This is a genomic window from Pseudomonas oryzihabitans NBRC 102199 (assembly GCF_000730625.1).
GTDB classification, from domain to species: domain Bacteria; phylum Pseudomonadota; class Gammaproteobacteria; order Pseudomonadales; family Pseudomonadaceae; genus Chryseomonas; species Chryseomonas oryzihabitans.
In genome coordinates this window covers 200,935-217,598 of record NZ_BBIT01000009.1, presented here as the reverse complement: position 1 = coordinate 217,598, position 16,664 = coordinate 200,935, and the positions used below count along the sequence as shown (strand labels likewise).

The 16,664-nt window shown below is 65.2% G+C and carries 16 protein-coding genes; 10 read left to right on the top strand and 6 right to left on the bottom strand.

Features of this window, described 5'->3' with window-relative positions; genetic code table 11:
* Nucleotides 1–178: 178 nt before the first annotated feature.
* From POR01S_RS11395 to POR01S_RS11385, 3 genes are all read right to left on the bottom strand, one after another.
* On the bottom strand, nucleotides 179–493 hold the full coding sequence (locus tag POR01S_RS11395; protein ID WP_027602668.1) for a hypothetical protein: 315 nt from the start codon (nucleotides 491–493) through the stop codon (nucleotides 179–181).
* Nucleotides 494–636: 143 nt separating this feature from the next.
* A complete protein-coding gene (locus POR01S_RS11390) occupies nucleotides 637–882 on the bottom strand; it encodes a hypothetical protein (protein ID WP_027596969.1) in 246 nt (81 codons plus the stop codon).
* Between the two features lie 152 nt (nucleotides 883–1,034).
* A complete protein-coding gene (locus POR01S_RS11385; protein WP_042135893.1) occupies nucleotides 1,035–1,475 on the bottom strand; it encodes a hypothetical protein in 441 nt (146 codons plus the stop codon).
* A gap of 302 nt (nucleotides 1,476–1,777) precedes the next feature.
* Here POR01S_RS11385 and POR01S_RS11380 point away from each other — a divergent pair, with 302 nt between their 5' ends.
* Together POR01S_RS11380 and POR01S_RS11375 are read left to right on the top strand one after the other, a co-directional pair.
* A complete protein-coding gene (locus tag POR01S_RS11380; RefSeq protein ID WP_027596967.1) occupies nucleotides 1,778–2,587 on the top strand; it encodes an inositol monophosphatase family protein in 810 nt (269 codons plus the stop codon).
* A 48-nt stretch (nucleotides 2,588–2,635) separates the two neighbouring features.
* On the top strand, nucleotides 2,636–3,016 hold the full coding sequence (locus POR01S_RS11375) for a DUF1090 domain-containing protein (RefSeq protein WP_027602670.1): 381 nt from the start codon (nucleotides 2,636–2,638) through the stop codon (nucleotides 3,014–3,016).
* Nucleotides 3,017–3,022: 6 nt separating this feature from the next.
* Here POR01S_RS11375 and POR01S_RS11370 read toward each other — a convergent pair whose 3' ends face one another.
* Nucleotides 3,023–3,589, bottom strand: a complete 567-nt coding sequence (locus POR01S_RS11370; protein ID WP_042135890.1) for a histidine phosphatase family protein — start codon at nucleotides 3,587–3,589, stop codon at nucleotides 3,023–3,025.
* A 267-nt stretch (nucleotides 3,590–3,856) separates the two neighbouring features.
* Here POR01S_RS11370 and POR01S_RS11365 point away from each other — a divergent pair, with 267 nt between their 5' ends.
* The 6 genes from POR01S_RS11365 to POR01S_RS24290 all read left to right on the top strand — a co-directional run bounded on the left by POR01S_RS11365 (nucleotide 3,857) and on the right by POR01S_RS24290 (nucleotide 11,488).
* Nucleotides 3,857–4,306, top strand: coding sequence for a FecR family protein (locus POR01S_RS11365; RefSeq protein WP_007159271.1), 450 nt, complete (start codon nucleotides 3,857–3,859; stop codon nucleotides 4,304–4,306).
* Nucleotides 4,303–4,935 (top strand): OmpA family protein, encoded by a 633-nt coding sequence (locus POR01S_RS11360; protein WP_042135888.1) that lies wholly within the window; start codon nucleotides 4,303–4,305, stop codon nucleotides 4,933–4,935. Before POR01S_RS11365 ends, POR01S_RS11360 begins: the two co-directional genes overlap by 4 nt.
* Nucleotides 4,936–4,945: 10 nt before the next feature.
* Complete coding sequence (locus POR01S_RS11355; RefSeq protein WP_052382655.1) at nucleotides 4,946–6,943, top strand: CHASE2 domain-containing protein; 1,998 nt, start codon at nucleotides 4,946–4,948, stop codon at nucleotides 6,941–6,943.
* A gap of 390 nt (nucleotides 6,944–7,333) precedes the next feature.
* Nucleotides 7,334–9,736 (top strand): TonB-dependent siderophore receptor, encoded by a 2,403-nt coding sequence (locus POR01S_RS11350; RefSeq protein ID WP_042135887.1) that lies wholly within the window; start codon nucleotides 7,334–7,336, stop codon nucleotides 9,734–9,736.
* 84 nt (nucleotides 9,737–9,820) lie between these two features.
* Nucleotides 9,821–10,321 (top strand): GNAT family N-acetyltransferase, encoded by a 501-nt coding sequence (locus tag POR01S_RS11345; RefSeq protein ID WP_042135885.1) that lies wholly within the window; start codon nucleotides 9,821–9,823, stop codon nucleotides 10,319–10,321.
* A 102-nt stretch (nucleotides 10,322–10,423) separates the two neighbouring features.
* Nucleotides 10,424–11,488 (top strand): 5-methyltetrahydropteroyltriglutamate--homocysteine methyltransferase, encoded by a 1,065-nt coding sequence (locus POR01S_RS24290; protein ID WP_052382654.1) that lies wholly within the window; start codon nucleotides 10,424–10,426, stop codon nucleotides 11,486–11,488.
* 1 nt (nucleotide 11,489) lies between these two features.
* Here the strand turns inward: POR01S_RS24290 and POR01S_RS11335 are convergent, their stop codons facing one another.
* Together POR01S_RS11335 and ppsR are read right to left on the bottom strand one after the other, a co-directional pair.
* Nucleotides 11,490–12,119 (bottom strand): LysE family translocator, encoded by a 630-nt coding sequence (locus POR01S_RS11335; protein ID WP_042135882.1) that lies wholly within the window; start codon nucleotides 12,117–12,119, stop codon nucleotides 11,490–11,492.
* Between the two features lie 49 nt (nucleotides 12,120–12,168).
* Nucleotides 12,169–12,987 (bottom strand): posphoenolpyruvate synthetase regulatory kinase/phosphorylase PpsR, encoded by an 819-nt coding sequence (ppsR, locus tag POR01S_RS11330; protein WP_007159264.1) that lies wholly within the window; start codon nucleotides 12,985–12,987, stop codon nucleotides 12,169–12,171.
* Nucleotides 12,988–13,113: 126 nt separating this feature from the next.
* On the opposite strand from ppsR, the gene ppsA reads away from it, so the two are divergent.
* A complete protein-coding gene (ppsA, locus tag POR01S_RS11325) occupies nucleotides 13,114–15,483 on the top strand; it encodes a phosphoenolpyruvate synthase (RefSeq protein ID WP_007159263.1) in 2,370 nt (789 codons plus the stop codon).
* A gap of 153 nt (nucleotides 15,484–15,636) precedes the next feature.
* The gene (cmaX, locus tag POR01S_RS11320) at nucleotides 15,637–16,638 is read left to right on the top strand and encodes a divalent cation transporter CmaX (RefSeq protein WP_027596958.1); all 1,002 of its coding nucleotides are present in this window, start codon (nucleotides 15,637–15,639) and stop codon (nucleotides 16,636–16,638) included.
* Nucleotides 16,639–16,664 lie beyond the last annotated feature (26 nt).

Genomic DNA, 16,664 nt, shown 5'->3' with positions numbered 1-16,664 from the left:
TTTCTTGTTGTTGTAACCCACCACGCGGCCGGCTGTGACGGCCTTTGCAGCGGAAGCCACGGACCGATTACAGCCCGTTGCCGCCCGGGAAACAAATGCTGGAAGACACCAAAATCGGTATTTTTTTGCACATCCCTGCAGGGCTGCGCGGGACCGCCGCCATGGCCAGCGGCTCTGCCTAGAGGCTTTCCGCCTTGACCTTGGTGATACCGTCTTCGCGATAAAGCTGCAAGGTTCCGGGGGTGGATTCGATCACCCGCTCGTTTTCGATGAGAAAGGAATAGACCGGCGTCGCGCTGCCCGGCGCGCGCAGGTTGCGGTATTCGTAGACCATCAGGCGATCGAGCTGCGCGACCCGCTGGGGTGCGCCGAAACTCTGCCGGAGCTGTTCCTGGGTACGGCCGCCGAATTGCGACGGATCGGCCGGGGGCGGGGTGGGAGCCGAGCTGCAGGCCGATAGGGCGGCGAACAGGAGAAAGGACAGGCGTTTCATGACGGCTCCGCGTGCAGGTTGAAAGGGCAGAGGAGTTGAGCTGCCCGTAGAACCAGACGGACCTGCAAAAACGCGATTCATTCCCCGCGCGGTATCAAAAAGCATAAGAAAGGGAAGCCATCCGTCGACATCAATCCAACGGACTAGAATACCCAGCGTTGCTCTTGAGCAAAGGTCTGATGGTCGTTCAGCCAGCGGGCGCTATTGACTGGCTGCCGACTGTCACGCAGCTGGGCGTCAACTTTGGTAGGGATGGCATCGGTACTCAAGAGGGGGACCTGAAGGGTGAGGTCCGCCAGCTTGAGCGGGGGTATCGCGGGGAGGGAGGCTGCTTCGCCATTGAGGGCGGCAAAGGTCACGACGACACTGGCCAGAATACGAATTCCCATTCCTTGGGTCTCCTGGTAGATCCGAAGCGCGAATTTACCATTCCACTGCCTAATTGGTTCCCGGTTAGTCCGACATTAAAGCGCAGTTGTGATCCTGTTCGTCATTCTGTTTTCGAGCGGATCACACGACTGACAAGGCGATGGCGCGTCACTTAGGCGACGGGTACCGCGTCGCGGTGCTTGGCCGCCAGATAGGCGAACAGCGGCGGGCAATCCGACACCAGGCTGACCAGGGTCTGGCCGGCGGCGGGCTCTTGCCGCAACAGCACCTTTTCACCCCGTGCATTAAGATAGAGGGTGTATTCGGGGGTGCTGGACTGGGCCATGAATCCCTCGCCCATCAGCGCACTGCCCAGGGCCATTCGCTGCGGCAGGTTGCAACTGCCCTGCCACTGGAAGGCGCGGATTCCGAGGTTTTCCAGGGTTTCGGCGACGGCGCAGTCGATGCTCAACGGCGGATGATCGAACAGCGGAAATTCGCGTGACAGCAACTCGAGGTGGCGTTCCAGACATTCGAAATGCTGTCTGGGAATCAGTCGCCGCAACTGCTGCAGCTGACCATTGCCGTGGAATAGCGAAGTTTGTGCGGTCATGGCGTCCTCCCGGTACAACGAGCTCTCACTAGTTCTGACGGTCGCGCGCGGATTTGGTGCGGTCCGCCGCTGCATTTCGCCGTCCTGACTGCCAATACCCGACAGCCTGCGCTCCCCAGATGACACGGCCATTACCAGGGGCCTCTAGTCGGACCTTTGCCGACATCGGCAAAAAGTGGCCAGGGTGCGCCCGCAGCCTGACAGCTGTCCGCCGCAACCCTGGTATGCGCCAGGCGCGCGACTATTCTTTTCCGCAGGCGGAACTGGCACCCTGGCGCCTTTTCCCCGTTCCAGGAGTGTCCATGACCGCCATCGCCCCCGCCATCGCTGAACGCTACCGCGCTGTCCAGGACATCGCCCGGGAGGCGGCGCAGCTCGGCCTCGACTTCTATCGTCGGCGCGCGGCGCTGCAGGTGGACCACAAGGGCAGCGACCTGCAGGACGTGGTGAGCATCGCCGACAAGACGCTGGAGGACCTCATCCGCCAACGCCTGAGCGAACGCTTTCCGGAAGATGGCCTGCTGGGCGAGGAGGGCGGTGCCACCGACCTCTCCGCGCCCTACCTCTGGGTCATAGATCCCATCGACGGCACCGCGCCCTTTCTCAATGGCCTGCACAACTGGTGCGTGTCCATCGGCCTGATGCACGAGGGCGAGCCCTTGCTCGGCGCCATCATGGATCCGAATCACGACGAACTCTTCCATGGCCTGCGCGGGCACGGCGCCTTCGTCAACGACCAGCCGCTGCGCGTCCATGCGGCCACCGAGATCCGCCAGGGCCTGACCGGACTGGGCACCACCCACAGACGCGGCAAGGAACACTTTCTGCCGTTCGTGACCGGCCTGCTGGCCGAAGGCGGGCAATTTTTCCGCAATGGCTCGGGCGCGCTGATGACCGCCTACGTCGCCGCCGGCCGGCTGATCGGCTACTACGAGACCCTGATCCATGGCTGGGACTGCCTGGCGGGCCTGGTCCTGATCCGGGAGGCGGGCGGTCGTCACAACGCCTTCCTGCGCAACGACGGCCTGGTCAATGGCAATCCGCTGCTGGTGGCGGCGCCCGGGGTCTACGACCAGCTCGCCGCCCTGGTCGGACCGTCGCTGGACGGTTGAACGGGAAGAGTCAGGCGCTCGCGGATTTCAACACCCGGAGGAAGACCTATGACAAACCGAGCCAAGGCAGTGCTGGTGGCGGCTAGCCTGCTGCTGCCCGGCGTGGCAGTTGCAGCCGACGGGGGTTGCGCGGCGAAACGCCTGACGCTGGAACGGCAGATCGCCCAGGCTCAGGCGCAAGGCGATGCCGGACGGCTGGCGGGATTGCGGCGAGCATTCGACGCGGTGCAGGCGCACTGCACCGATGCCGGCCTGCGTCAGCAGCGGCTGGAGGTCATCCAGGCCCGCAGTCGCGAGGTGGCCGAACGCGAACGGGATCTGCGCGACGCCCAGGCCAAGGGCGACGCCGATAAGATCCGGGTGCGGAGCAGAAAGCTGGCCGAGGCCCGCCGTGAGCTGGAAGAGGCCCGCGCCAAGGCGAGCCGTTGATCGAACTCAGCGCCTTTCCTTGCGATAGATACTCGGCTTCCAGTAGTCCTTGAGCAGCAGATGCAGCGGCCCGCGCCAGCCACGCTTGCGCAACTGCCAGGCGATCAGCACGTTCATGATGCCGTGCCCCAGCAGCAGCACCGAACCATGGCGTTCGGCCAGTTCGATGAGGCGATCGGCCGCCTGGCCGGCACGCACCGAGGAGCTGCCGATGGATTCGGTGTGGGCGGCGAAACCCAGGAACCAGGCGGATCTGAACAACAGGCGCCAGGCCTTGACCGGCAGCCGCGGCGCATCCAGTTCCAGATAGGGCAGATGGGCTTCGGCATAGCGGTCATCGACCGGGCTGCCGGAGCGTCCCAGCAGGTACTCGAGCGAGCGCACGCAGCGGCCCAGGGGGCTGCTCACCACATAGCCCGCTTCCTGGGCCAGTCGCCGCGTCTCCGCGGGCTCCAGGCCTGCGGGCACCGGAGCTTTCTGGTAGCGCGCGACCCAGTCCTTCATCTCCCGCGGGGTGCAGCGAGCCTTGCTGGAAAGGTCGGGTTTGCCGTGACGCACCAGAATGATCTGCATGAAAAGGTTACCTGGGAAAGATGCTCACTAGACCACTGCCCGTGCCGTTCGTCTCGCCGGGTCGTGATGGCATGGGTAGTGGCCAGGTGCCATTCGTACTACTTTGCGTGCCGCTTGGCTTGTTTATCTGGTAGAAGGTGATTGGGTTCACGAGTCTGGAGCCCTGACCGCTGCGCAGCAGGCCCCTTCAAGATGCCATCCGAGGTCCTGCCGGCAATCCGTCGCCCCAGCGACGGCCACGCCTTTCCATCCAGGGACCAGGAAAGCATGAAGACAACACTGTTCGCATTGGCGCTGCTCGGGCTGCAGCTGCTGGGATCTCCGCAGGTCACGGCCGCGGAAGAGGAGCACGTGGCCCTGATCAAGAGCGTCTCGGGCAGCGTCAAGGTGCTGCGCCAGACCGCCAGCCTGGACGCCCAGGCCGGTACCACCCTGCAGGTGGCCGATCGCCTGCAGGCCGGCCCGGACGCCACCGCGGCCATCGTCTTTCTCGACGGTACCCTGCTCACCCTGGGCAACGGCGCTGACGTGCAATTGCGTGACTATCTCTTCGAACCCAAGAGCAGTCGATACGGTTTCTCGCTGTACCTGACCAAGGGCTCCGCCATCTATTCGTCCGGCAAGATCGGCAAGGTCGCACCCGACACGGTCAAGATCGAGACGCCGACCGCCACCATAGGCGTGCGCGGCACCCGCTTCCTGGTCCAGGCCCAATGACTGCCCTGATCGCTGTCGCGTCCCCTGGTCGTCTGCTGCTGAGCGTGCTGCTGTCCACGCTGCTGCTGGGCGGCTGTGCCAGCCCTCCACCACCGCAGACGCGGGTGATCCTGATGCCCGACGCCGATGGGCATGTCGGCGCCGTCTCGGTGACCAGCCCGGCGGGCCGCCAGGCCATCGACCAGGGGTTCGCCGAGGTCACGGTGGCCGGCCCGGGGCAGGCACCGACCGCGGCCCAGGCGGTGGCCCAACCCCTCTTCGAGCAGCAGCATCGACAGGTGCTGGCGGCGCAGCCGTCGCCGCCCAAGACCTTCATCCTCAATTTCCTCTCCGACAGCATGGAGCTCACGCCGCAGTCCAAGGCGCTGCTGCCCGAGGTGCTAGAAACGGCACGGCAGCGCATCCCCACCGAGATTTCGGTATTCGGCCATGCGGACGGCTCGGGTGCGCCTTCCTACAACCTCGACCTCTCGGGGCAGCGTGCCCGCAAGGTGGCTGGTCTGCTGCAGCGACTCGATCCCAAGTTGCGCATCAACATCGAATTCTTCGGCGATACCGTGCCCCTGGTACCGACCCGTCCCGGTAAATCCGAGCCGCGCAATCGGCGTGTCGAAGTCCTGATTCTCTAGGGTCGCGGGCATGAACTCCGTTGCGACCCTGCTGCGCCGGCGCGCGCCCTGGATGTTCCTGGTCAGCCTTGGCCTGTCGCTGGCCTTCGGCCTCGCCGCGCTGTTGCAATGGACGCCACTGCAGTACCTCGATCGCCTGGCCTACGACCAGCTCAGCCGGCTGGCGGCCAGCAACGAGGACGCCCGCGACGTCCAGGTGGTCAGCATCGACGAGGCCAGCCTGGCGGCGCTGGGGCAGTGGCCCTGGCCGCGCTATCGGGTTGCCCAGCTGCTTTCCCGGATCGCCGAGGCCGAGCCGGCGGCGATCGCCGTGGACGTCCTGTTCAGTGAGCCGGACCGTACCTCGCTCAAGGCCCTGCAACGGAGTTTCCAGGACGACTTCGGCATGCACCTGAGCTTTTCCGGTGTGCCGCCGGAGTTGCAGGACAACGACGGCTATCTCGGTTACGTCATGGGGCAGACGGGCGCCGTCGGCGCCCATTTCTTTTTCCTCGATCTGCAGCAACCCGTCGCTGCCGCGCTGCGGCCAGGGGTGGGCTTCAGCGGCGCCCTTGACGCCCTCAGGCTGCCCAAGGCCAGCGGCGCGCTGGACAGTGTGGCCCCCATCGCCAGCCAGACGCGCTTCAGCGGCTTCATCAACAGCCAGCGCGACAGCGACGGCATCCTGCGGCGCGTGCCGCTGCTGCTCAGCTATCAGGGCATCATCCATCCGAGTCTGGCACTGGCCGCCACCCTGCGCGCCCTGGGGCTGAACGAGGGCGTGGTGGAGACCAGCCTGGCGGGTCCGATACTGCGGCTTGGCGAGCACCGCCTGCCGCTTGATCGCGAAGGCCAGGCGCTGCTGCGGCTGCACAGCGCCGCCGAACACTATCCGGAGGTCTCGGCCCTGGCGGTGCTCAGCGGCGCGGTGGCACCGGCCACGCTCAAGGGCAAGGTGGTCTTCGTCGGCGTCTCGGCCGCAGGCTTCAACGACCTGCACGCCACGGCGCTGGGACAGACCTTTTCCGGCGTCAGGCTGCAGGCGGCCCTGACCCAGGACCTGCTGGACGATGCCCTGGTACGGGTCCCGCAATTCTCCGGTGTGCTGCAAATGGCGTTGTGCCTGCTGGGCGGCCTGCTGCTGTCAGCCGGCTTCTTCTTCAACCGCAGCCAGCGGCGCTTCGTCCTCCTGGCGGCGGCGTCGATCGTCCTGCCGCAGCTGCTGGGCGCCTGGCTGTTCGTTCGCCATGACATCTTCCTGCCGCTGGCCGCACCCCTGGTGCTGGTAGGGCTGCTCACGGCCCTGGCGCTGGTCACGCGGATCGTGCTGGCGCGCCAGCACGAAGAGCGCTGGCGCCGGCAACTGGAACGCTCGCGCCAGGTCACCATCGAGTCCATGGCGGCGGTGGCCGAAACCCGGGATCCCGAGACCGGCGCCCATATCAAGCGCACCCAGCACTATGTTCGCGCCATCGCCGAGGAGCTGCGCCGTGCCGGCCAGGCGCCGGAATTGCTCACGCCGGACTACATCAAGCTGCTGTTCCTGTCCGCGCCCCTGCACGACATCGGCAAGGTCGGGGTGCCGGATGCCATCCTGCTCAAGCCCGGGCGGCTGACGCCGGAGGAGATGCAGGTGATGCAGCGGCATGCCGAATTCGGTCGGCAGATCATCCTCAGCACCGCCAGCCACCTGGAGGATGACAACTTCCTCGCCCTGGCCGCCGAGATCGCCAGCACCCACCACGAGAAGTGGGATGGCAGCGGCTATCCCAACGGACTGTCCGGTACCGATATCCCGCTGGCGGGGCGGATCATGGCGGTGGCCGATATCTACGACGCCCTGATCAGCCGGCGCTGCTACAAGGAGCCGTTCAGCCACGAAGACTCGCTGCAGATGATGCGCGAGATGCGCGGCAGCACCTTCGATCCCCTGGTGCTCGATGCCTTCCTGGCCATCGAACCGCAGATCTGCGCCATCGCCCAGCGCTTTCACGATGAAGGGGTGGGAGGGACCCGGCGTCTGGTTTGAATCCGTCCCCCTTCCTGCCGCCTCGCTCCTCGATTCCTGGTGCCTTCTCCCTCTCGCCGGCATCCAGCTCGTCATCCGGCTGGTTTGCCTACCGCTGCACAAGGCGGGGAGGGCAGCCGCTCATTTCTTGAAACATTCCCTCGAAAATTGCCGAATCAGAGCGATGGAAGGCTGATGTCTGGAAATCCCCGTCCTTGACAGCTTCGGGCAGTACAGTCATCGACTTGCGGTCGCTTATGATATTAATTTGCATTTACAGATGCATCCAGGTTGCATAGCCTGCGTTCCGCCGCGCAAGACGGCATCGGATACCGGTCCCTGGAAAATCTCCAGCGAGTCCTTACGTGGGGTACGGACGGGTCGGTGTTTCCCTAGAGGACGACCAACGACATGCAGCTCTTCTCCCTTCGCCTCATCGCGCTTTCCGTTTCCCTGGGCGTGGCGACCCTCGCCCAGGCCGCTCCCGTGGCGCTGTCGCAACCGGCGCAGCCGCTGGCCGATGCCTTGCAGAGCTTCGCGCGCGCCAGCGGCCTGCAGGTGAACTACGATCCCGCCGCCCTGGTGGGCAAGCGGGCGCCGGCACTGGCGGGGCGGATGGAGCCGGATGTCGCCCTGCAACGTCTGCTGGCGGGCAGCGGCCTGGCGGCCTCGGTCAGCGGCTCGGTCGCGACCGTTGCCCCGGTGGCTACCCAGGCGGCGGCCGGCAGCGTGGCCCTGGATGCCACCACCATCAGCGCGGACGATGGCTCCCTGACGGGCCGGACGACCACCGAAGGGACCCGCTCCTACACCACCGGCGCCATGAGCACCTCCACCGGCTTGCCGCTGTCCATCCGCGAAACGCCCCAGTCGGTGAGCGTCATCACCCGGCAGCGCATGGAAGACCAGGGCATGACAGATCTCAACGATGTGGTCCGCTACGCCCCGGGCGTGACGCTACGCAAATTCGGGGGTGATCGTCAGGAATTCCTCTCCCGCGGCTTCCGCATCGACAACGTCATGTACGACGGCCTACCCACCACGGCCGGGACCTTCACCCTCGACAGTCTGTCCTCGGCCGACCTGTCCATCTACGACCGGGTGGAAGTGGTGCGTGGCGCCACCGGCCTGATGACCGGCGCCGGCGATCCTTCGGCCACCCTCAATCTGGTTCGCAAGCGCCCGACCGCCTTCCCTCAGGTCAGCGTCACCACCAGCGCCGGCAGCTGGGACCGCTACCGTACCGAGGTCGACGCCTCCAACAAGCTCAACGAAGCCGGCACCCTGCGCGGTCGCGCCGTGGCCGCCTACGAAGACGGCAACAGCTTCCAGGACGTGCGCGAGCGCAAGCGCCAGACCTTCTATGGCGTCCTCGAAGCGGATCTCAGCGACGCCACCACCTGGACCATCGGCGCGTCCAAGCAGCGTGAAGACAAGACCTCCGATTGGGGCAGCCTGCCCAGCGGTCCCAACGGCGAAAACCTGCACCTGTCGCGTTCCACCTTCCTGAGCGGCGACTGGGCCTACTGGGATCAGGACAACTACACCCTGTTCTCCGACATCACCCACACCTTCGACAACGGCTGGAAGGCCAAGCTGGCGGCGCAGCAGGTCTGGGCCAATTCCGATACCTACTCCAACTACCTGACGTCGACGGCCGCGGACTTCAGCTACAGTTCGGTCAGTGACTTTGGTACCGCTTCCGGCGCCTATCGCACCGATTCCGATCAGCTCAACATCGATGCCTCGGTCAGTGGTCCCTTCCAGTTGATGGGTCGCGAGCACGAACTGATGGCCGGGATCAGTCGGCGGCAGGATAAGTTCTATCAGCGTGGCGGCTATTCCGGTGCCACTCCGGTGGACATCTACAACTTCCGTCCCAGCAGCATCCCCAAACCGGCCAAGGACACGCTGACGCCCTATGCCAGCAAGAACACCACGACCGAAGAGGCGATCTACGCGGCGGCGCGCTTCAACCCCATAGATCCGCTGCACGTCATCGTCGGGGGACGAGTCAGCTGGTATGACTTCGACAACCTTTACAGCGACAACGACTACAAGGCCACCCGCGAAGTCACGCCCTATGCCGGCATCATCTACGACCTGAACGACACCTATTCGGTCTATGCCAGCTATACCGAGATCTTCAAGCCGCAAAGCGAGCAGAACTCCGGAGGTTCGGTCCTGGAGCCCATGACTGGCAAAAGCTACGAGATCGGTCTCAAGGGCGCCTATTTCGATGGCGCGCTTAACGCGTCCGTGGCGCTGTTCGACACCATTCAGGAGAATCGTGCCTACCTGCCAGCCAACCAGGCCACCTTCTGCCCTGGCTATCCCGCCCAGAGCTGCTACAGCGCGGCGGGCGAGGTCCGCAGTCGCGGTATCGACGCGGAAATCTCCGGCCAACTGACGCCAAACTGGCAGGCGTCTGCGGCCTATACCCTGGTGCTTAGCCAATACACCAAGGATGTCACCTACGAGGATCGCCGCTTCGCGCCCGAGCAGCCCAAGCACCTGTTCAAGGCCGCCACCAGTTATCAACTCACGGGTAGCCTGAGCAACTGGCGTATCGGTGGCGATCTGCAGGCCCAAAGCGAGACCTTCCAGCGCGTCGGTACCGGCGAAGCCAAGCAGGATAGCTATGCCCTGGTGGGGCTGATGGCCGGCTACCGCTTCAACGAGCATTGGGATGGCCGGGTCAACTTCAACAACATCTTCGATGAGAAATACTGGCAGGGCATCCCGACAGGTACCGGGAGTGGCACCTACGGCGATCCCCGCAATGTCATGCTCAGCCTGAAGTGGACGCTGTGACCGGCGCGTGACGCCTGCGCTTCGCCCTTGTCCGGACCCCCGGACCTGGGCGAAGCTGCGGACTTCCGCCAAGGAGTGCCGCCCATGTCCAGTTCCACCGTCCACCTGGAACGCTATGCCGACCGCCATGCCGAGGGCCTCGCTGCCCTCTATGGCGATCCGGCCGTGGCGCGGCAGGTGCTGCAGCTACCCTATCAGAGCGCCGAACAATGGCGGCAGCGTCTGAGCGGCGAACGCGAAGGGCGGATAGGACTGGTCGCCCTGCAGCAGGGGCGGGTGGTGGGCAGCGCCAGTCTCGAACAGCAGCAACGCATTCGCCGCCAGCACTGTGGCGCCCTTGGCATGGGCGTGGCCCGGGATTTCCAGGGGCAGGGCATAGGCACCCAGCTGCTGACGGCCCTGCTCGACCTCGCCGACAACTGGATGAATCTGCATCGGGTCGAGTTGACCGTCTTCAGCGACAACGAGCCAGCCATGGCGCTCTATCGCAAGCTGGGTTTCGAAGAGGAAGGGCTGCTGCGTCGCTATGCCCTGCGCGATGGGGTGTTCGTCAACGCCTACAGCATGGCGCGCTTCAAACCCTGATCGCGGTGTATGAGAGAAACTTGAGTTCATCACAAGAAACCTGAGTTTGTTTCATGGTTCATGCGCGACGACAATCTCCATCCTGTCAGGTGGAGGTGTGCAATGGTCAAGATTCATTCCCAGGGTTCCGCGCGGCGCGCGCAACAGGGTGACGCGTCCCTGGCGACGCTGGCGTCTCTCGACGATTGCGACCGGACCGCCCTGATCGCCCAGGGGCGCCAGCAGCGTCAGCAGGCTTGGCGCGCCCAGCAGGCCGCGGGTTGTGAGTGGCTCGCGGTAGGCGACTTCGGCTGGGGCGATCGGGTTCTGGCGCATTCGTATCTGGTCGGCGCCGCCGCTCGCACTGAGGCGGCAGACGATCATCTATTCGCCGGTCCCTGTCAGGTCCCGGTATTCACCTCGGACCAGTCCTTTGCCATCGGCTGGGAGCAGTTGTTCGACGAGGTCGCCGAGGCCCAGGCGCTCGGTCTGGTGGCCAAGCCGGTGATCCTCGGACCCCTGAGCTATCTATGGCTCGGTCGCTCGCTCGATCCGGCCTTCGACCGCCTCGAATTGCTGGAAGCGCTGCTACCGGTCTATGGCGAGATATTCGCGCGGTTGGCCGCCCAGGGCGTGGAATGGGTCCAGCTCGATGAGCCTTTGCTGACGCTGGAACTGCCGCTGGCCTGGCGCACCGCCTTCGAGAGGGCCTACAACCTGCTGCAACGCGAACCGCTGAAGAAGCTGCTGGGTGTGCGTCAGGGCGAGTTGCTCGACAACCTGGGGCTGGCTGCCGGTCTGCCGGTAGAGGGGCTGCATGTCGACTGGCCGCGGTCGGTCCAGGCCCAGCAGGGGCTGCTCGATCGGCTGCCGGCCTACAAGACGCTGTCGCTGGGTCTGGTGGAAGACACCAAAGCCGGGCCGATCGGTCAGCAGCGGCGGCTGCAATTCGCCCGTCAGGTCGGCGAGCGCCTGCAGGAACGCCTCTGGCTGTCGCCCGCGGCCTTTTCCGGAGCTGTCGACACGGCCCAGGCCGCGGCACTGACGGCCGAATTCAACACCCTGGTGCGAACCGCACACCAGGCCGGGATGGACACGTCGCTAGCGCCCAGGGAACAGCCCTGGGCGGCGATCGAAGCGGCCCTGGCCAAGCTGGGCGCCGCCCAGTCCGGTCTGGTGTCGTCCTGAATCAGCGGTGGGCGGTCAGCAACAGACCGCCTGCGCCGGCAAAGAAGGCCCCGGTGGCCTGATTGAGGCGGCGCACCCCACGGGGTCCGCGGATGAAGCGGCGGATCTGGCGGCCGAATAGGCCATAGATCACGGCCGCGACCAGCTCCGCGAACAGATGGGTGCCGCCCAGGTAGACGAATTGTTGGGTCGTCGGCTGAGTGGGATCGATGAACTGCGGAAAGACCGCGGCGAACAGCAGGATCGCCTTGGGATTGCTGATGCCGATGAGGAATTCCTGCAGCATCAGCCGGTGCAGCGCCCGCGGTTGCGCCGCGCCGCTCTCGGCCAGGTCCAGGCCGTCGAAGGCCCGGCTGCGCCAGCTCTTCACGCCCAGGTAGAGCAGGTAGAGCGCGCCGATCCACTTGATGATGGTGAAGGCCGTCTCCGAAGCCAGCAGCATGGCGCCCAGGCCCACCGCCGAAATCACCAGGAAGATCACGAAGGCCACGTCGCGCCCCAGGGCCGCCAGTCCCGCCGTCACCGCGCCATGGCGGATGCCGTTGCCGAGCGAGCAGAAGTTGTTGGGGCCGGGGGTCAGGGCGATGAGCAGGGCGACCGGAAAGAACAGCAGGGCATCGACGAGGTTCATGGCGGTCGCCTGGTGCGCCGCACGGGCGCCGAAGAGGAGGGGTGGTCGACTATTTAAACCGTCTTTCCACGCCTTTCTCCACCAGAATCTTCGCCGAGATTTCCTCCACGGAAAAATGCGTGGTGTTGATGAAGGAGATGTTCTCGCGACGGAACAGACTCTCCACCTCGCGCAGTTCGAATTCGCACTGGGCGAAGCTCGCATAGCGACTGTTGGGCCGACGCTCGTGACGGATCGCCGCCAGCCGCTCGGCATCGATGGTCAGGCCGAACAGTTTGTCCTTGTAGGTCTTCAGCGAGGCGGGCAGCTGCAGGCGCTCCATGTCCTCTTCGGTCAGCGGATAGTTCGCCGCGCGGATGCCGTATTGCAGCGCCATATAGAGGCAGGTCGGCGTCTTGCCGCAGCGCGAGACCCCGACCAGGATCAGATCGGCCTGCGCATAGTGGGTCGTGCGGGCGCCGTCGTCGTTTTCGAGTGCGAAATTGACGGCCTCGATCCGCTCCATGTAGTGACTATTGTGCATGATCGAATGTGACTTCCCTACCGAATACGAAGATTCGGCGGAAAGTTCCCTTTCGAGCGGGGATAAAAACGTGGAGAAGATGTCGATCATGAACCCGTTCGACTGGTCCAGAATGGCCCGGATGTCACGGTTGACGATGGTATCGAAGATGATGGGTCGCGCACCGTCCTGGACGGCGGCGGCATTGATCTGCTGTACCATCGCCCTGGCCTTGTCCAGCGTATCCACGTAGGGGCGGGTGACCTTTCTGAAGGTGATGTCCCCGAACTGGGCCAGGAGGCTCTGACCGAGGGTTTCGGCCGTGATGCCGGTACCGTCGGAAATGAAAAAGGCGGTTCGTTGCATGGAGGGACGTCCTGGTGGCGTACGGGGCAGGGATCGCTGCACTGTAACCCACCGCCGTCCACTGTCCATGGGGCGAGCGCCGAGGCGTACTGCTTTCCCACAAAGACACAAGATGGAGAGAAGACCTTGGACGAGTATGTAATTTCACTGGAACAGCTTGGCGTGCACGACGTCGAGCGCGTGGGCGGCAAGAACGCATCCCTCGGCGAGATGATCGCCAACCTGGCCGGCGCGGGCGTCTCCGTACCCGGCGGGTTCGCCACCACGGCCCAGGCCTATCGCGACTTCCTCGAGCAGAGCGGCCTGAACGATCGCATTCACGCGGCCCTCGACGCGCTGGATGTCGACGACGTCGTCGCCCTGGCCAAGACCGGCGCCCAGATCCGCCAGTGGGTCATGGACGCGCCTTTCCCCGAGCGCCTGGACGCCGAGATCCGCCGGGCCTTCGCCGAGATCTCGGCGGGCAACCCCAATCTCGCCGTGGCCGTGCGCTCCTCGGCGACCGCCGAAGACCTGCCGGATGCCTCCTTTGCCGGCCAGCAGGAAACCTTCCTCAACATCCGCGGCGTCGACAACGTCATTCGCGCTGCCAAGGAAGTCTTCGCCTCCCTCTTCAATGACCGCGCCATCGCCTACCGCGTCCACCAGGGCTTCGATCACAAGCTGGTCGCCCTGTCCGCCGGCGTGCAGCGCATGGTGCGTTCCGAGACCGGCGCCGCCGGCGTGCTCTTTACCCTGGACACCGAATCCGGCTTCCGCGACGCGGTCTTCGTCACCGCCGCCTACGGTCTCGGCGAGACCGTGGTGCAGGGCGCGGTCAACCCGGACGAATTCTATGTTCACAAGCCCACCCTGGAAGCCGGTCGCCCGGCCATCCTCAGGCGCAATCTGGGCAGCAAGGCCATCAAGATGGTCTATGGCGAAGAAGCCAAGGCCGGTCGCTCCGTGCGCACCGTCGATGTCGAGCCGGCGGATCGCGCGCGTTTCTCCATCACCGACGCCGAGGTCACCGAACTGGCCAAGCAGGCGCTGATCATCGAGCGCCACTATGGTCGCCCGATGGACATCGAGTGGGCCAAGGACGGTGACGACGGCAAGCTCTACATCGTCCAGGCCCGTCCCGAGACCGTGAAGAGCCGCGCCAGCGCCACCGTCATGGAGCGCTACCTGCTCAAGGACAAGGGCCAGGTGCTGGTGGAAGGCCGCGCCATCGGCCAGCGCATCGGCGCCGGCAAGGTCAAGATCATCCGCGACGTCAGCGAGATGGATCGCGTCCAGCCCGGTGACGTCCTGGTCTCCGACATGACCGATCCCGACTGGGAGCCGGTGATGAAGCGCGCCAGCGCCATCGTCACCAACCGCGGCGGTCGTACCTGCCACGCCGCCATCATCGCCCGCGAGCTGGGCATTCCGGCGGTGGTCGGCTGCGGCAACGCCACCAGCCTGCTCAAGGATGGCCAGACCGTCACCGTCTCCTGCGCCGAGGGCGACACCGGCCTGATCTACGAAGGCGAGCTGGACTTCGACATCCGCCAGAGCTCGGTGGATGCCATGCCCGAGCTGCCGTTCAAGATCATGATGAACGTCGGCAACCCCGATCGTGCCTTCGACTTCGCCCAGCTGCCCAACGCCGGCGTGGGTCTGGCGCGCCTGGAATTCATCATCAACCGCATGATCGGCGTGCACCCCAAGGCGCTGCTCAACTACGACAGCCTGCCCTTCGAGGTTAAGGAGAGCGTCGACAAGCGCATCGCCGGCTACTCGGATCCGGTCGGCTTCTATGTCGAGAAGCTGGTGGAGGGGGTCTCCACCCTGGCCGCCGCCTTCTGGCCGAAAAAGGTCATCGTGCGCCTGTCGGACTTCAAGTCCAACGAATACGCCAACCTCATCGGCGGCAAGCTCTACGAACCCGAGGAAGAGAACCCCATGCTGGGCTTCCGCGGCGCTTCCCGCTACATCAGCGAGAACTTCCGCGACTGCTTCGAGCTGGAATGCCGCGCCATGAAAAAGGTGCGCGAGGAGATGGGCCTGACCAACGTCGAGCTCATGGTGCCCTTCGTGCGCACCCTGGACGAGGCGGCGCGGGTGGTCGAGCTGCTTGGCGAGAACGGTCTCAAGCGCGGCGAGAACGACCTGCGCGTGATCATGATGTGCGAACTGCCCTCCAACGCCCTGCTGGCGGACGAATTCCTCGAGCACTTCGACGGCTTCTCCATCGGCTCCAACGACCTGACCCAGCTCACCCTGGGCCTGGATCGCGACTCCGGCATCATCGCCCACCTGTTCGACGAGCGTAATCCGGCGGTCAAGAAGCTGCTTGCCAATGCCATCGCCGCCTGCAACCGGGCCGGCAAGTACATCGGCATCTGCGGCCAGGGTCCTTCGGATCATCCGGATCTGGCCAAGTGGCTGATGGAACAGGGCATCGAGAGCGTCTCGCTCAACCCCGACTCCGTGCTCGACACCTGGTTCTTCCTGGCCGAAGGCAACGCCTGAGGCCAGGGATCGCCCCGCCGGCCAGCGGCGGGGTGATCCTTTCCAGGATTAATCCCTCTCATTCCCCACGAAGGTAGCGCCTGCGCCCTGTCTCGGGCCACCTTCGCCGGATCGCCTGGCCACCGTGGTCGCGATCCCTGCAAGAGACCCCAGATGCAGCAGTACGACAGCGATGTGGAACAAGGCCTCATCTATGGCTATCTCCTCGATGGTCGCGGTGGCGGACGACGCCTGAGTCGTCGCGAGCTGGCGGAGGTGGAGCCGAGCCCGAGCGAGGTGCTCTGGCTGCACTGGGACCGTAGCGTCCCCGAAGCTCAGGCCTGGCTCCGCCAATCCAGCGGCCTGAGCGAATTCGCCTGTGACCTGCTGCTGGAAGAGGCGACCCGCCCGCGCCTGGTCAATCAGCCCGACGACAGCCTGCTGCTGTTCCTGCGCGGGGTGAATCTGAATCCCGGCGCCGTGCCCGAGGACATGGTGTCGCTGCGGGTCTTCGTCGACAAACGCCGGGTGATCTCCCTGCGCATGCGACCCATGAAGGCCGCTGCCGAGGTCCAGGAAGACCTGGAGGCGGGCATCGGTGCCCAGAGTGCCGAAGACCTGGTGCTCTACCTCGCCAGCTACATGACCAGTCGGGTCGACGACCTGGTACGTGGTCTCTCCGATCAGCTCGACGGCCTCGAGGAACAGGTCGACCAGGACGAGGGCGGCCTGCCCGATCACGCCCAGGTGCTGACCCTCCGGCGCCGCGCGACCGGGCTGCGCCGGTACCTGGCTCCGCAGCGTGACATCTATGGCGATCTCGCCCGCGGCAAGCCCGCCTGGTTCGTCGAGGCGGCCAGCCAGGGCTACTGGAGCGAATTGCACAACAGCCTGGTGCGCAACCTGGAAGAACTCGAGGTGATGCGCGAGCGGGTCGCGCTGCTGCAGGACGCCGAGCAGCGGGCGACCACCGACAAGACCAATCGCACCCTCTATCTGTTGGCCATCATCACCGGCTTCTTCCTGCCCATCAGCTTCATCACCGGTCTGCTCGGGATGAACATGGGCGGCATGCCGGGTTCGTCATCCGCCTTCGGCTTCGTGGCCGCCTGCCTGGTGATCGGCGCGGTGGCGGTCTTCCAGGTCTGGCTGTTCCGTCGACTGCGCTGGCTGTGACCCGTCCCCACCTCGCTGCGTCAAGA

Coding starts and splice junctions, on each gene's coding strand:
- POR01S_RS11395 (WP_027602668.1), bottom strand. CDS start 493: ATGAAACGCCTGTCCTTTCTCCTGTTCGCCGCCCTATCGGCCTGCAGC.
- POR01S_RS11390 (WP_027596969.1), bottom strand. CDS start 882: ATGGGAATTCGTATTCTGGCCAGTGTCGTCGTGACCTTTGCCGCCCTC.
- POR01S_RS11385 (WP_042135893.1), bottom strand. CDS start 1,475: ATGACCGCACAAACTTCGCTATTCCACGGCAATGGTCAGCTGCAGCAG.
- POR01S_RS11380 (WP_027596967.1), top strand. CDS start 1,778: ATGACCGCCATCGCCCCCGCCATCGCTGAACGCTACCGCGCTGTCCAG.
- POR01S_RS11375 (WP_027602670.1), top strand. CDS start 2,636: ATGACAAACCGAGCCAAGGCAGTGCTGGTGGCGGCTAGCCTGCTGCTG.
- POR01S_RS11370 (WP_042135890.1), bottom strand. CDS start 3,589: ATGCAGATCATTCTGGTGCGTCACGGCAAACCCGACCTTTCCAGCAAG.
- POR01S_RS11365 (WP_007159271.1), top strand. CDS start 3,857: ATGAAGACAACACTGTTCGCATTGGCGCTGCTCGGGCTGCAGCTGCTG.
- POR01S_RS11360 (WP_042135888.1), top strand. CDS start 4,303: ATGACTGCCCTGATCGCTGTCGCGTCCCCTGGTCGTCTGCTGCTGAGC.
- POR01S_RS11355 (WP_052382655.1), top strand. CDS start 4,946: ATGAACTCCGTTGCGACCCTGCTGCGCCGGCGCGCGCCCTGGATGTTC.
- POR01S_RS11350 (WP_042135887.1), top strand. CDS start 7,334: ATGCAGCTCTTCTCCCTTCGCCTCATCGCGCTTTCCGTTTCCCTGGGC.
- POR01S_RS11345 (WP_042135885.1), top strand. CDS start 9,821: ATGTCCAGTTCCACCGTCCACCTGGAACGCTATGCCGACCGCCATGCC.
- POR01S_RS24290 (WP_052382654.1), top strand. CDS start 10,424: ATGGTCAAGATTCATTCCCAGGGTTCCGCGCGGCGCGCGCAACAGGGT.
- POR01S_RS11335 (WP_042135882.1), bottom strand. CDS start 12,119: ATGAACCTCGTCGATGCCCTGCTGTTCTTTCCGGTCGCCCTGCTCATC.
- ppsR (WP_007159264.1), bottom strand. CDS start 12,987: ATGCAACGAACCGCCTTTTTCATTTCCGACGGTACCGGCATCACGGCC.
- cmaX (WP_027596958.1), top strand. CDS start 15,637: ATGCAGCAGTACGACAGCGATGTGGAACAAGGCCTCATCTATGGCTAT.